This window comes from Bacillus cereus group sp. BfR-BA-01441 (assembly GCF_022663075.1).
Taxonomy (GTDB): Bacteria; Bacillota; Bacilli; order Bacillales; family Bacillaceae_G; genus Bacillus_A; species Bacillus_A cereus.
Window position 1 is genome coordinate 1 of sequence record NZ_JAKUEU010000048.1, and the last position, 13,376, is coordinate 13,376.

Consider the following 13,376-nt stretch of genomic DNA (forward strand, 5'->3'; position numbering starts at 1 on the left):
AGTTACGATAGATATATTAAGAAAATCGTTAATATAATTTCACGTACCTATTAATTTGATGAAAAATGAGCCTCCAGTACATGGTGTATAATAATAAGTACCATTTTTTAATAGGAGAAAACGAATGAACGAACAATATTACGATGCAGTTTTACATATAAAAACAGTCGGTGAGCAAAAAGGGTTTAACAAGTCTATGCATTATCATCGCTATGAACCGACACCGTATAGCGGGTTAGATGAGTTATTGAATCAATATGAAATACGAAGTAGCGACCGAATTGTAGACTTTGGGTGCGGAAAAGGGCGATTAAACTTTTATATGCATCATAAATGTGGTGCTTCAGCAGTTGGAATTGAAATGAATGAAGAGTTTTATAAAGAAGCGATGGATAATCGAGATCGTTATGCACGAAAGGCACGAAACAGTAAGGGGAAAATTCAATTCCAATGTTGTTTAGCGCAGGAATATGAGATTGATCCACATGATAATAGGTTTTATTTCTTTAATCCATTTTCTGTACAAGTGTTTATGAATGTAGTAAATAACATTTTGCTTTCAGTAGAAGAAACGGGGAGAGAAGTGGATATTATTTTATATTATCCTTCTGAGGACTATATTTTCTTCTTAGAAAATCAGACTGCGTTTGAGCTGAAGAAAGAAGTTAGATTGCCAGGTGCTTATGAGAAGAATGGGAATGAGAGGTTTTTAGTTTATAGATTGGAGTGTTAATGTATGGGGGCTTGGGGAGTAGCAATATTATCAGACGATATTGCTGAAGATATTAAGTTACTGTATAAGGATTTGTTAGCAAATGAATATTCAAATGAGGACGCAAGTAGGATTGTAATTGAGGAATACAAGAATGAATTAGATAATGAAGAGACTATTGTTTTTTGATTAGTATTTGCTTCCATACAATGGAGGTTAGGGAGACTTCAAGAGAATGTTAAGCAGGAGGCATTGCAAATAATAGAAAGTGGTGCAGATTTAGCCCGTTGGGAAGAAGAACCTAAATTACAGAAGAAACGTGAAGTAGTTTTAAATAAACTAAGAGAGCAGTTACATTCTCGGCAGCCAGAAGCTAAAAAAGTGCCGAAAAGATTTATAGCTAATACTTCTTTAAAAGCAGGTGATGCTGTTAGTTATAAATTAGTATCAGGGAGTTGTATTATTCTTAAAGTAATTGAGATTATTGAGGAATGGCACGGAGATAGGTATCCTCTATTTGAAATATGTGACTGGGAAGGCAAAGAAGTTCCTTCAAAGGAACAAATTAACCAATTTGGTTTAAAGAAAAGGATTTATGAAGATGGAAAGCAAGAAATGATGAAACTTGCTATTTATCCTTCAGGAAAAAGAGATAATCCAACTAAGAGAATGCAAATAGTAGCAGAAAATGTAAAAGTAGTATTGAATGTAGGTACACCTTATACAGTAATGAGTTGGAAGGAACTTGATAACTATTTACATGAAATATAATAAAAAAGACGCGCTACCAATAGGTAGCGCGTCTTTTTTATTAGTTACGGATTAAGTAATCAAATGCACCTAAAGCTGCGTTTGCACCTGAACCCATAGAGATGATGATTTGTTTGTACGGATTATTTGTACAGTCACCTGCAGCAAACACTCCTGGTACGTTTGTAGCGCCGTGCTTGTCTGTTACGATTTCACCGCGAACGCGTTCAACTGTTTCGCCTAACCAGTCTGTGTTTGGTACAAGACCGATTTGTACGAATACACCTTGTAATTCAACGTGATGAACTTCTTCAGTTTCACGATCGATGTAAGAAATACCGTTTACTTTATCAGTACCAGTGATTTCTTTCGTTTGAACGTTTTTCAGAACAGTTACGTTTGGTAAGCTGTTAAGACGCTCTTGTAATACAGCATCAGCTTTTAATTCTGGCATGAATTCAAGAACAGTTACGTGCTTAACGATACCTGCTAAGTCGATAGCTGCTTCAATACCAGAGTTACCTCCGCCGATAACTGCTACGTCTTTTCCAGTGAATAATGGACCGTCACAGTGTGGGCAATATGCTACACCTTTATTTTTGAACTCAGCTTCACCTGGTACGCCAACATTACGCCAGCGAGCACCTGTAGAAACGATTACGCTCTTACTTTTCAGAATAGCGCCGTTTTCAAGTTCCACTTCAATAAGTTCTTTTTTCTCTAAACGTTTCGCACGTTGTAGATTCATTACATCGATGTCGTATTCTTTTACGTGCTCTTCAAGGCTTGCTACTAGCTTAGGACCTTCAGTCTTTTTCACGCTGATGAAGTTCTCAATGCCCATAGTATCCATTACTTGACCACCGAAGCGCTCAGCAACGATACCAGTGCGGATGCCTTTACGTGCTGCGTAAATTGCTGCACTTGCACCAGCAGGGCCGCCACCAACAACAAGAACATCGTATGGATCTTTATCAGAAAGCTCTGATGCATCTGGACCGTTACCCATTTTAGCTAAAATTTCTTCAAGTGTCATACGACCGCTTCCGAAAGATTCGCCGTTTAGGTAAACAGTTGGTACTGCCATAATGTCTTTGCTTTCTACTTCCTCTTTGAATGCAGCGCCATCAATCATAGTATGTGTAATACTAGGGTTAAGAACGCTCATTACGTTAAGAGCTTGTACAACATCAGGACAGTTATGACAACTTAGGCTGATATAAGATTCAAAATGATATTCGCCTTGAATGTTTTTAATTTGATCGATTAATTTTTGTTCAACTTTTGGAGCGCGTCCACTTACTTGTAGTAAAGCTAACACTAATGATGTAAATTCGTGTCCTAATGGAATACCAGCGAATACGACACCAGTGTTTTCACCAGGGCGGTTTACGCTAAAGCTTGGTGTTCTCTCTAATTCAACTTTTTCTACTGTAATCTTAGATGACATAGTAGCTAATTCGTCTACTAGAGCTAACATATCTTTAGATACGTTATCGTCTCCTGCGCTTACTTTAAGTAAAATATCGTTCTCCATTAATTGAAGGTATTGGGATAGTTGTGTTTTTATATCTGCATCTAGTATCATTTTGATCGAACTCCTTAGATTTTGCCTACAAGGTCAAGGCTTGGTTTAAGTGTTGCAGAACCCTCTTGCCATTTAGCTGGGCAAACTTCACCTGGGTTGTTACGTACGTATTGAGCAGCTTTAATTTTGTTAACAAGAATGCTTGCGTCACGGCCGATACCGTCAGCATTGATTTCCATAGATTGGATAACGCCGTCTGGATCGATGATGAATGTACCACGAGCAGCAAGACCTTCTTCTTCCATTAAAACGTTGAAGTTTGTAGTGATTGTGCGAGTTGGGTCACCAATCATGATGTACTCGATTTTGCCGATAGTTTCTGAGCTATCATGCCATGCTTTGTGAGTGAAGTGAGTGTCTGTAGATACAGAGTATACTTCAACGCCTAAGTCTTTTAGAGTTGCGTATTGGTTTTGTAAGTCTTCAAGTTCAGTTGGGCAAACGAATGTGAAGTCAGCTGGGTAGAAACAAACCACACTCCATTTTCCTTTTAAACTTTCGTCAGTAACTTGGATAAATTCTCCATTATGGTAAGCATTAGCTTTAAACGGTTTTACTTCTGTGCCGATTAATAACATGTTAAAATTCCTCCTAAATGTTGGTTTTGAGCATCAAAAAATAGTGTGCTCATAAAATATATTTTTTAATTAACTATAATAATTCTAATTCGATATTAATTATCATATAGAAGTGGTTATTTTGTCAAGAGAATAAACCAACTTTATACCAATTTAATTAATATTTATTCTCAATTAAGACTAACAGGGAATGGAAAGGTAATTTTAAGTCTATAAATTTTAGATGAGTAGTTGAAAGTTTAGTGTGTATGTTAGAGATAGTGTGTAAGTTTAATTTCTTAGGAAGGAAATATTTCTTAGAAGTTATGTATTTGAAAAGGAACTGCTTATTTCTATTTTACAAAGAATTGTGCGATAAATAAAATAAAATGAATCGAAATCTTTTTGAACAATTTTTGTCATCTCAAATATATAATTAGGAAGTATATTACGATGATAGTTAGAAATATTGACTCAAAGTGCTAACGAGATATAATAAAACCTAGATATACCTTTCAAAAAGAAGAATACATATTTATAGGATGAAAAAATTCAACCTATTATTTTTTATAGCTTTTAGAAAACGCTTACAATCGGTGTGGAGGGGAAACCATGTCTAAGTTCACAAAGTATTTTTTAATGGAAGCTAAAGATGTGATTGCATATGTGAAAGAGAAATTATCTAAGTTTGAACATGCAAAGGGGTTACAGTGTAAAGAAATAGGTGATGGCAATTTAAATTATGTGTTCCGCGTTTGGGATGAAAAAGAGAACATGTCTGTCATCGTAAAGCAAGCTGGGGATACAGCTCGCATTTCAGATGAGTTTAAGTTGTCGACGAATCGTATTCGTATAGAATCAGATGTTTTGCAGTTAGAGGATGAGTTAGCACCTGGACTTGTTCCTAAGGTGTATTTATTTGATAGTGTGATGAATTGTTGCGTAATGGAAGATTTATCGGATCACACAATATTACGTACAGCACTTATAAATCATCAAATATTTCCGAGGCTTGCGGATGATTTAACTACTTTTATGGTAAATACACTTTTGTTAACATCGGATGTTGTAATGAATCATAAAGAGAAGAAGGAACTTGTGAAGAATTATATAAATCCTGAATTATGTGAGATTACAGAGGACCTCGTATATTCAGAACCATTTACAAATCATAATAAGCGTAATGAGTTATTTCCGTTAAATGAGGGATGGATTAGGGAACATATTTATAGTGATAAAGAGCTTCGTATGGAAGTAGCGAAACGTAAATTTTCTTTTATGACGAATGCACAGGCATTACTTCATGGTGATTTACATACTGGTTCTGTTTTTGTAAGAGATGATTCTACAAAGGTTATTGATCCTGAGTTTGCTTTTTATGGACCTATGGGATATGACGTTGGGAATGTAATGGCGAATTTAATGTTTGCTTGGGTGAATGCAGATGCAACGATGTCACCTGGAGCTGAGAAAGATACGTATATGGATTGGTTACAAACTACGATGGTAGAGGTAATTGATTTATTTAAGCAGAAGTTTTTAGGTGCTTGGGATATTCATGTGACCGAGATTATGGCGAAGGAAGAAGGCTTTAGCGAAGTCTATTTGCAATCTGTATTAGAGGATACAGCTGCAGTGACAGGTCTGGAATTAATTCGCCGTATTGTTGGATTAGCGAAAGTAAAAGATATTACTTGTATTGGGAATGAGGGAGCACGTGCTAGAGCGGAGCGAATTTGTCTTCAAGTAGCGAAGGGTTTTATTTTACGAGCGAATCAATATAGAACGGGCACAAGTTTTGTAGAAACGTTAAAAGAACAGTCAATGCACTACGCGAAGTAAGGGGAGAATATGATGGAAGAACAATTAATACCAATTCAGTGGAAAGATGATGCTTTAGTTTTGTTAGATCAAACGTTATTACCGAATGAAATTGTCTATGAATCTTTTAAAACAGCTGAAAGTGTGTGGGATGCGATTCAAGTAATGAAAGTACGAGGTGCACCCGCGATTGGTGTTTCAGCAGCTTATGGAGTGTATTTAGGGATAAAGGAATTTGCTGAAAGTACGGAAGAAGGATTTATGGATGAAGTAAGAAAGGTATGTACATACTTGGCGACATCAAGACCGACTGCCGTAAATTTATTTTGGGCGCTTGAAAGAATGGAAAGTGTAGCGACAGATAATGCTCACTTATCAATCTCACAGCTGAAAAATAGATTACTAGAAGAGGCAAAAGAAATTCATAGAGAAGATGAAGAAATTAACCGTCAAATTGGAGAACATGCATTAACATTATTCCATGATGGAATGGGAGTATTAACACATTGTAATGCTGGTGCGTTAGCGACAACTAAGTATGGTACTGCGACAGCTCCAATGTATTTAGCGAAAGAAAAAGGATGGGACTTAAAAATCTATTCTGATGAAACACGCCCTAGATTACAAGGTTCAACGTTAACAGCATTAGAACTGCAGCGAGCAGGCATTGACGTTACTGTTATTACAGATAATATGGCGGCTATGGTCATGTCACAAGGGAAGATTGACGCTGTAATTGTTGGCTGCGACCGTGTGGCAGCGAACGGTGATATAGCAAATAAAATTGGCACATTAGGCGTATCTATTTTAGCTAAGTACTACAACATTCCGTTTTATATAGCAGCGCCAACACCGACAATTGATTTAAAGACATCGACAGGAAAAGAAATTCCCATCGAGGAAAGAGATGCTTCTGAAGTGATTAATCGCTTCGGACAATATTCTGCTCCGAAAGAAAGTAAAGTATATAATCCAGCATTTGATGTTACTCCACATGAAAATGTAACAGCGATTATTACAGAAAAAGGGATTGTAAAGGCACCGTTTACGGAGAATTTAAAAAAGCTATTTCAATAAGTAGATAAATATAAAAGTCAGTCATCATAAGCTTCATACTTAGGGGGATGTATATGTTATTACAAAAAGAAAGAGAAGAAATTGTAGCGTATGGAAAGAAAATGATTTCTAGTGGTTTAACAAAGGGAACGGGCGGTAATATTAGTATCTTTAATCGTGAACAAGGTCTTGTTGCGATTAGCCCAAGTGGTTTAGAGTATTATGAAACAAAGCCTGAAGATGTAGTTATATTAAACCTAGATGGTGAAGTAGTAGAAGGAGAGAGAAAACCATCAAGTGAATTAGATATGCACCTTATTTACTATAGGAAGCGTGAAGATATAAATGCGCTTGTGCATACACACTCTCCTTACGCGAAGACGATTGCATCATTAGGATGGGAGCTTCCTGCTGTATCGTATTTAATTGCTTTCGCAGGACCGAATGTGCGCTGTGCACCGTATGAAACATTTGGTACGAAGCAATTAGCGGAGGCTGCTTTTGAAGGCATGATTGATCGCCGTGCTGTTTTACTTGCAAATCACGGTTTAATTGCTGGTGCAAATAATATAAAAATGGCGTTTACTGTTGCAGAAGAGATTGAGTTTTGTGCTCAAATTTATTATCAAACGAAAAGCATTGGGGAACCAAAGCTATTGCCAGAAGATGAGATGGAGAATTTGGCGAAGAAGTTTGAAGGGTATGGGCAGCAGTAGAATGAAACAAAAACACCCTCAAGAAATCTTGAGGGTGTTTTTTAAGCTTTTTTAAGCAACAAATACATAAAGTAAGGAGCCCCAATTAAAGCAACGACAATACCTGCTGGAATGCCATTAGGATCAACGATATTTCGTCCGATTGTATCTGCTAATAATAATAGCCATCCGCCGATTAAAAGGGCGATAGGCATGAAGATTTGATGTCTTGGACCTACTAAAGATTTCGCGATATGAGGAGCCATTAATCCGATAAAGCTAATTCCTCCTGTTACGGAAACAGCTGCGGCTGCAAGTGCAACGGCTGCAACTAATAAGTACCTGCGTTCTTTTTCAATTTCAATTCCAACGCCAATTGCGACTGGTTCGTTTAATGCTAAAATGTTTAATCGATTTGCTTTATAGAAAACAAACGGAATTAATACGATTAACCATGGGAGCATTGCTAAAACGAAAATCCAGTCATCTCCCCAAATATTTCCGGCAATCCATTTTGAGATAAAGTCCACTTTCATACGATCAGCGGATGAAATAAGGACAATCATCGCTCCAGATAGTGCAAATGCAAAACCGATACCAGTTAATGTTAATCGTATTGGTTGAAGTCCAGTTGATTTACTATATGAAAACACGTAAATTAGAGCAGCTGTCAGAAATGCCCCAATAAATCCAACGACAGGTAGTAAGTAAAGAAATGAACCTACGTCTATTGGAAAGTATAAAAAGAAAATAGCAACAGCAACACCAGCCCCAGAGTTAATACCAAGAATACCAGGTTCAGCTAAATCATTTCGGGTAATTCCTTGCAGAATAGCCCCTGATAAAGCGAGAGCCATACCAGCTAATAATGTAATGACAATTCTAGGTAGTCTTAAAGAGTATAAAACAAACTCCTCTTTAAAAGTCCCTTGCCCCATTAATGTTGGGAGTAGTCGATCATAAGATAAAGATGCTGAACCAAGTCCCATTCCAACTACAATGGTTGTGATGATTACTATAAGTAAAGCGAGTATAATGAGACGCTGTTTTCTTAAAATAGATTGCATCATGAGAATGTTTTTCCTCCTTTACGTACAATGAATAGGAAGAATGGTAACCCTACAATCGCAACAATTGCCGCAACTGGTGTTTCGTATGGAGCGTTAATAGTACGTCCGATTGTATCTGCAAGTAGCATAAAGGAAGCTCCAGCAATTGCTGACATCGGTATAACAAATCGGTAATCTGGACCGACAATTGGGCGTACCATGTGAGGTACCATTAAGCCGATAAATGCCATATTTCCAACAAGCGCTACAGATGCACCTGCAAGTAAGATAATAATGATAAATAAAATAGTTTTAATAACAATAATTTTTTGACCTAGTCCAATAGCCACTTCTTCACTGAAACTAAGAACTGTCAATTTTTTTGCTAGTAAGATAGCGATAAAGATACTAATTGAAATGACTGGAATAATAATTTTTAATTGGCTCCAAGTTGTTCCAATTACGCCCCCAGCAGTCCAAAGTGATACATCTTGTGAAATTTTAAAGTAAATGCCGATTCCTTCTGAAATTGCGAGTAGAAATGCTGAAACTGCAGCGCCCGCTAATACAATTCGAAGAGGAGGAAGGCCGCCTTTTTTCACCATACCAATTCCAAATACCATAATTGCGCCAATTGCAGCACCGATAAAGCAAGCTAATGTTAAGTAAAGATAGCTGATGGAAGGGTTGAAAGCAAGTGTCAGTGCAAGCGCAGCATTTGCTCCACCAGATAGCCCTAATAATCCAGGGTCCGCAAGTGGATTTCGTGTTAATCCTTGCATAATTGCTCCAGAAACGGCTAATCCAGCTCCTACAAAAATAGCAGCAACTTCACGTGGTAAACGTATTTCTCGAATAATAGATATTTTGTCTCCTTTAGCGGAGGAAGTGAGTGCTAACCATACATCTTTTATCGAAGTATCTGCAGCACCTAATACCATTGCAACCATAAAAATAAGAAAGAATGCAAGTAAGCTTAAAATTAGTTTGTATGTAAAAGCTATAGAACGTGGATTATCATGATCTTTTGTCATTCGTTTCACATCTTTTCTGTTCATAGAATAAAGGAAGAGGAATTCTTAAATTAAGAATTCCTCATGTTTGTATTATTTACCAAGAAAGCTCTTCTTGAAGAAGTCTAGTTGGAAATCTAATGTAAGTGGATCATTGAAATAGAATTCCATCATGTTTGCTTCATATACACGATTATTTTTTACTGCTGGGATGTTTTTATATGATTCTGTCTCTTGGAATGAGTTATCAGTATCTTTGTTTTTACTTACGATTAAGTAATCACCAGCAAATTCAGGTAATACCTCAGTAGATAATGCGTAGTAACCTTCTTTTAATGCTTTTTCTTTTACTTTTTCAGGCATTTTTAATTTCATTTCTTGGTACAGGATTTCTGTTCCACGGCCCCAGTTCTCGCCGTATACATAAAGCTGTTTGTTGAAGTTTTCTACAACAGAAACTGTTGCATCTTCACCGATTTTTGCTTTAATTTCTTTACCAGCTTCTTGTGCACGTTTCTTGAAGTCATCAACCCAAGTTTTTGCTTCTTTTTCTTTATTTAATAACTTACCGATTTCTAAATGCTGTGTTAAGTAATCAACTTTTCCGTAAGTGTATGTTACAGTAGGCGCGATTTTCTTTAACTTATCGACATTTTTAACATTTGATAAACCGATGATTAAATCTGGATTTAGTTCAGCGATTTTTTCAACATTTTCATCAGATACTTCAGCAACATCTTTAAGTTTGCTATCAAAACGTGGGTTTTGTTTAGACCATGAATCTACCCCAACAAGATTTACACCTAATGACATTACGTTACCAGCGAATGATGATAATACAACAACGCGTTTTGGATTTGCAGGAACTTCTACTTTTTTACCATCTTCAGATTGGTATGTAATTGTTTCTGATTTGCTACCTTTTGCATCGTTCTTTTTGTCTGTAGAGCTATTGCTACAAGCGCTCATAACAAGAACGAAAAGGACTGTTAGTGAAATAAATAACTTTTTCATCGTCTTTCTCCTTTAACATAGATGATATGTGTATACAATAATTTGTTTAACTGCAATCTTTTTGAAATAGTAGTGGTAATGCAAAAAAATTTATTAAAAATCTTGAATATTAGATTTTATAATATAGTAATAACCATATTAATGAAAGAAGATGTAATCTCAAATTTGCTAATTATTAACAAAATGATAATGATTATCACTATTGATTCTTTAAATAATATAATTTTATATAGGTGTATTGTCAATAGTAATTTTGATTGTAAATTTTGCGGAAACAGGTTATATTTTATTGAGAATGATAATCAACGATTAATAGCTGAGGAGTGAGCACGAATGAATCGAGAAGAATTGTTTGATGTAACCGTGATAGGCGGAGGACCTGCAGGGCTTTATTCAGCTTTTTATAGTGGACTCAGAGAAATGAGAACGAAAATAATAGAATTTCAACCACATTTAGGTGGAAAAATACATGTGTATCCGGAAAAAATGATTTGGGATGTAGGAGGACTATTGCCAGTTACAGGTGATAAGTTAATTGAACAACTTGTACAGCAAGGGTTAACATTTAAGCCGGAAGTTGTATTAGATACAAAAGTAGAATCGATTATTCGTAATCAAGATGGTACTTTTACATTAAAAACAAGTACTGGCGAAGAACACTTTTCAAAAACAGTTATCGTCGCAACAGGAAGTGGTATATTGAAACCGCAAAAGTTATCTATTGAAGGTGCTGAGCGATTTGAAGTATCGAATTTAAATTATACAGTTAAATCTTTAAAGCGTTTTAAAGGTAAAACAGTTATTATTTCCGGTGGAGGCAATTCTGCTGTTGATTGGGCAAATGAATTGGAACCAATTGCGAAAAAAGTGTATGTAACTTATAGAAAAGAAGAATTATCTGGTCATGAAGCACAAGTAAAACAACTTATGAACAGCTCAGCGGAGTGTTTCTTTAATACATCGATTACAAAATTAATTGCCGGTGATAATCATGAAGCGATCGAATATGTAGAATTAACAAATCATGAAACAGGTGAGGTTTCTCATTTACCTATTGATGAAGTTATTATTAATCATGGATATGAACGCGACATTACATTATTAGAAAATAGTGAGTTAGACGTTGCAATTATAGATAATTATTATATTGCAGGTAATGCAAATAGTGAGTCTTCAGTAGATGGATTATATGCTGCTGGAGATATTTTAAAGCACGAAGGGAAACTACACTTAATTGCAGGTGCATTCCAAGATGCTGGAAATGCTGTGAATAAAGCAAAGCAATTTATCCAACCAGATGCAAGTGAGTACGGAATGGTTTCTTCTCATAATGAAGTATTTAAGAAGAGAAATCGCGAACTGATTAAGCAGATGATAAAATAATAAGGAACAAGTAAACCCCCACATACTTCTCTATTCAAATGGATGAGAGATGTACGTGGGGGTTTTCCTGTTTACTATATTTTCAATCATTATAATGACACCGGTTTCATCAGTTCATATGATATGAACATTTTATTGGTAAAGCATCCTAGAAAACAATTTAGATATGTTTTGCTTACGCAGAACATGGCTAAATTACGCTGTCCCTTTAGCGCGTTCATTAGGAAATGGCATATTTAGTATAGAAGCAATATACTGTTTTCCGTGTTTTCGAGCCAATGATTCTAATATTTGACGGACGCGTTTTGTAAGATGGCCTTGTTTTTTGATGGCTTCACAATATGCGTCATAGAAAGCATATTTAGCCCAAAGGAAATCATCTTGTTGGAATAAGAAATGATTTTTGTACCATTCACCAATTGTATGATAACAATTGTTTTCATGTATTGCTGTGCTTTGAGAAAGAAAACGATCAGATAAAGATACATTCAAATGAGAAATTGTGTTTTCTGTTTCAACTTGTAGTGTTTTTTCTAACATTGTAATGATGTGACGAGTAGCCATATGTTAACTCTCCTTTGTGTAAATGGGTAATACCATTCTATATTTAAAAAATTCTTACTATATAATACTATACAATATATGGAATGCATCTACCTGCTTTTTGAACTGCATTTACAAAATCTTTTTTATTTGTTTACAAAAATAAAGTAAAGTAAGATACAGTATAGATGAAAAAATAATAAAGGAATGAACGCATTGTATATAACAGTAGAAGAGACTGCGGAGTATTTGAATTTACCAAAATCGTATATTGAAGAGTTAATTCAGCAAAAGAAAATTCGTGCGCTATTCGATGGAGAGCAATATTTAGTAAATAAAGAACAATTTAATACACATTTAGAACAAATGGAGAAATATAAGCAATTAGTGGAAGAAATATTGAACGAACCAATTCCAGAAGATATGGATGTTAAAGACGAAGATTAAACTATGGAAAATCCCTTATGAAGATATGCAGAAATGTATATTCATAAGGGATTTTTTGTTTGAAGATATCAAAAACATAAGGAGTTCTTAGCCTTTCTTCAAATTTTGATAGGTAGTAGTCTACCATGTTAAAAGCATATTTTTTTCTAGCTAGGACAAACATAGAGAACGTAACCTGTACAGATACATATACTATCAGTGCAAAAGCTTATAAATTAATGGAAGGGGTTTTCTCGTGAGTTTATTTCATTGTGATTTTCTGAAAGACTTAATTGGATCTTTTGTGAGAGTAAACAGGGGTGGTCCAGAATCTCAAAAAGGGACAATAGTCGCTGTATGTTCGGATTACTTTGTATTAAAGAATGAAAAAGGAGAGCTCTATTACTATCAGATTCGTCATCTGAAAAGTATTACAAAAAATGTGAAAGATTGTAAAGTAGATGATTGCAGATGGTTGGAATGTGAATGTGAAGATGACTTTGAAAAGTTACTTCAAAGCTTCAAATATTGCTGGGTGAAAATTAATCGTGGTGGCCCAGAGAAAGTTGAAGGTATTTTACAAGATGTTTCTTGTGAATTTGTGACACTAATTGTAAAAGAAGAAGTTATATTAGTTGCAGTATCTCATATTAAGAGTGTAACAGTACCTTGTAGAGAGAGCGAAGAAAGCGAAAGTGAAAGCGAAAGTGAAAGTAATGATTCAGGTCGAGCTCGCGCACAAAGACAGTCAAGAAGAGGAAGATAATAA

The 13,376-nt window shown here is 35.6% G+C and carries 13 protein-coding genes and 1 pseudogene; 8 read left to right on the forward strand and 6 right to left on the reverse strand.

Annotation, left to right across the window (positions count from 1 at the left end):
* The first annotated feature begins 124 nt into the window (after nt 1-124).
* Nucleotides 125-733 carry an SAM-dependent methyltransferase gene (locus tag MR107_RS18975; protein WP_001005624.1) on the forward strand — a complete coding sequence of 203 codons (609 nt, stop codon included), beginning with the start codon at nt 125-127 and terminating at the stop codon, nt 731-733.
* Between the two features lie 3 nt (nt 734-736).
* Nucleotides 737-1,483, forward strand: a pseudogene (locus MR107_RS18980) (hypothetical protein).
* A 40-nt stretch (nt 1,484-1,523) separates the two neighbouring features.
* On the opposite strand, the gene ahpF reads toward MR107_RS18980, so the two are convergent.
* Nucleotides 1,524-3,050: an alkyl hydroperoxide reductase subunit F gene (gene ahpF, locus MR107_RS18985; protein WP_242292602.1), complete on the reverse strand. Its 1,527-nt coding sequence runs from the start codon at nt 3,048-3,050 to the stop codon at nt 1,524-1,526.
* Between the two features lie 14 nt (nt 3,051-3,064).
* Nucleotides 3,065-3,628, reverse strand: a complete 564-nt coding sequence (gene ahpC / locus MR107_RS18990) for an alkyl hydroperoxide reductase subunit C (RefSeq protein WP_000924420.1) — start codon at nt 3,626-3,628, stop codon at nt 3,065-3,067.
* A gap of 591 nt (nt 3,629-4,219) precedes the next feature.
* Here ahpC and mtnK point away from each other — a divergent pair.
* Genes mtnK through MR107_RS19005 form a run of 3 tightly spaced genes read left to right on the forward strand, consistent with a single transcriptional unit; the run spans nt 4,220 to nt 7,200 of the window.
* Nucleotides 4,220-5,449, forward strand: coding sequence for an S-methyl-5-thioribose kinase (gene mtnK / locus MR107_RS18995; RefSeq protein ID WP_242292603.1), 1,230 nt, complete (start codon nt 4,220-4,222; stop codon nt 5,447-5,449).
* 9 nt (nt 5,450-5,458) lie between these two features.
* A complete protein-coding gene (gene mtnA, locus MR107_RS19000; RefSeq protein ID WP_086404248.1) occupies nt 5,459-6,505 on the forward strand; it encodes an S-methyl-5-thioribose-1-phosphate isomerase in 1,047 nt (348 codons plus the stop codon).
* 53 nt (nt 6,506-6,558) lie between these two features.
* Complete coding sequence (locus tag MR107_RS19005) at nt 6,559-7,200, forward strand: L-fuculose-phosphate aldolase (RefSeq protein WP_000926557.1); 642 nt, start codon at nt 6,559-6,561, stop codon at nt 7,198-7,200.
* 41 nt (nt 7,201-7,241) lie between these two features.
* Here MR107_RS19005 and MR107_RS19010 read toward each other — a convergent pair whose 3' ends face one another.
* Genes MR107_RS19010 through MR107_RS19020 form a run of 3 tightly spaced genes read right to left on the reverse strand, consistent with a single transcriptional unit; the run spans nt 7,242 to nt 10,255 of the window.
* Complete coding sequence (locus tag MR107_RS19010; protein WP_242292604.1) at nt 7,242-8,249, reverse strand: FecCD family ABC transporter permease; 1,008 nt, start codon at nt 8,247-8,249, stop codon at nt 7,242-7,244.
* A complete protein-coding gene (locus MR107_RS19015; RefSeq protein ID WP_242292605.1) occupies nt 8,246-9,286 on the reverse strand; it encodes a FecCD family ABC transporter permease in 1,041 nt (346 codons plus the stop codon). Before MR107_RS19015 ends, MR107_RS19010 begins: the two co-directional genes overlap by 4 nt.
* Nucleotides 9,287-9,334: 48 nt before the next feature.
* The gene (locus MR107_RS19020; protein WP_000732597.1) at nt 9,335-10,255 is read right to left on the reverse strand and encodes an iron-hydroxamate ABC transporter substrate-binding protein; all 921 of its coding nucleotides are present in this window, start codon (nt 10,253-10,255) and stop codon (nt 9,335-9,337) included.
* 333 nt (nt 10,256-10,588) lie between these two features.
* Between MR107_RS19020 and MR107_RS19025 the strand changes: the two genes are divergently transcribed.
* The gene (locus tag MR107_RS19025; RefSeq protein WP_001078298.1) at nt 10,589-11,638 is read left to right on the forward strand and encodes an NAD(P)/FAD-dependent oxidoreductase; all 1,050 of its coding nucleotides are present in this window, start codon (nt 10,589-10,591) and stop codon (nt 11,636-11,638) included.
* Between the two features lie 195 nt (nt 11,639-11,833).
* Here MR107_RS19025 and MR107_RS19030 read toward each other — a convergent pair whose 3' ends face one another.
* On the reverse strand, nt 11,834-12,202 hold the full coding sequence (locus MR107_RS19030; RefSeq protein ID WP_000235474.1) for a hypothetical protein: 369 nt from the start codon (nt 12,200-12,202) through the stop codon (nt 11,834-11,836).
* 186 nt (nt 12,203-12,388) lie between these two features.
* On the opposite strand from MR107_RS19030, the gene MR107_RS19035 reads away from it, so the two are divergent.
* Together MR107_RS19035 and MR107_RS19040 are read left to right on the forward strand one after the other, a co-directional pair.
* Nucleotides 12,389-12,628, forward strand: a complete 240-nt coding sequence (locus MR107_RS19035; RefSeq protein ID WP_001998970.1) for a helix-turn-helix domain-containing protein — start codon at nt 12,389-12,391, stop codon at nt 12,626-12,628.
* Nucleotides 12,629-12,863: 235 nt separating this feature from the next.
* On the forward strand, nt 12,864-13,373 hold the full coding sequence (locus tag MR107_RS19040) for a spore coat protein (protein ID WP_071740540.1): 510 nt from the start codon (nt 12,864-12,866) through the stop codon (nt 13,371-13,373).
* Nucleotides 13,374-13,376 lie beyond the last annotated feature (3 nt).

Bases quoted from the DNA above. Each gene is read 5' to 3' on its own strand.
- MR107_RS19015 (WP_242292605.1), bottom strand. From the start codon at position 9,286: ATGAACAGAAAAGATGTGAAACGAATGACAAAAGATCATGATAATCCA.
- mtnA (WP_086404248.1), top strand. From the start codon at position 5,459: ATGATGGAAGAACAATTAATACCAATTCAGTGGAAAGATGATGCTTTA.
- ahpC (WP_000924420.1), bottom strand. From the start codon at position 3,628: ATGTTATTAATCGGCACAGAAGTAAAACCGTTTAAAGCTAATGCTTAC.
- MR107_RS19035 (WP_001998970.1), top strand. From the start codon at position 12,389: ATGAACGCATTGTATATAACAGTAGAAGAGACTGCGGAGTATTTGAAT.
- MR107_RS18975 (WP_001005624.1), top strand. From the start codon at position 125: ATGAACGAACAATATTACGATGCAGTTTTACATATAAAAACAGTCGGT.
- MR107_RS19010 (WP_242292604.1), bottom strand. From the start codon at position 8,249: ATGATGCAATCTATTTTAAGAAAACAGCGTCTCATTATACTCGCTTTA.
- ahpF (WP_242292602.1), bottom strand. From the start codon at position 3,050: ATGATACTAGATGCAGATATAAAAACACAACTATCCCAATACCTTCAA.
- MR107_RS19020 (WP_000732597.1), bottom strand. From the start codon at position 10,255: ATGAAAAAGTTATTTATTTCACTAACAGTCCTTTTCGTTCTTGTTATG.
- mtnK (WP_242292603.1), top strand. From the start codon at position 4,220: ATGTCTAAGTTCACAAAGTATTTTTTAATGGAAGCTAAAGATGTGATT.
- MR107_RS19025 (WP_001078298.1), top strand. From the start codon at position 10,589: ATGAATCGAGAAGAATTGTTTGATGTAACCGTGATAGGCGGAGGACCT.
- MR107_RS19005 (WP_000926557.1), top strand. From the start codon at position 6,559: ATGTTATTACAAAAAGAAAGAGAAGAAATTGTAGCGTATGGAAAGAAA.
- MR107_RS19030 (WP_000235474.1), bottom strand. From the start codon at position 12,202: ATGGCTACTCGTCACATCATTACAATGTTAGAAAAAACACTACAAGTT.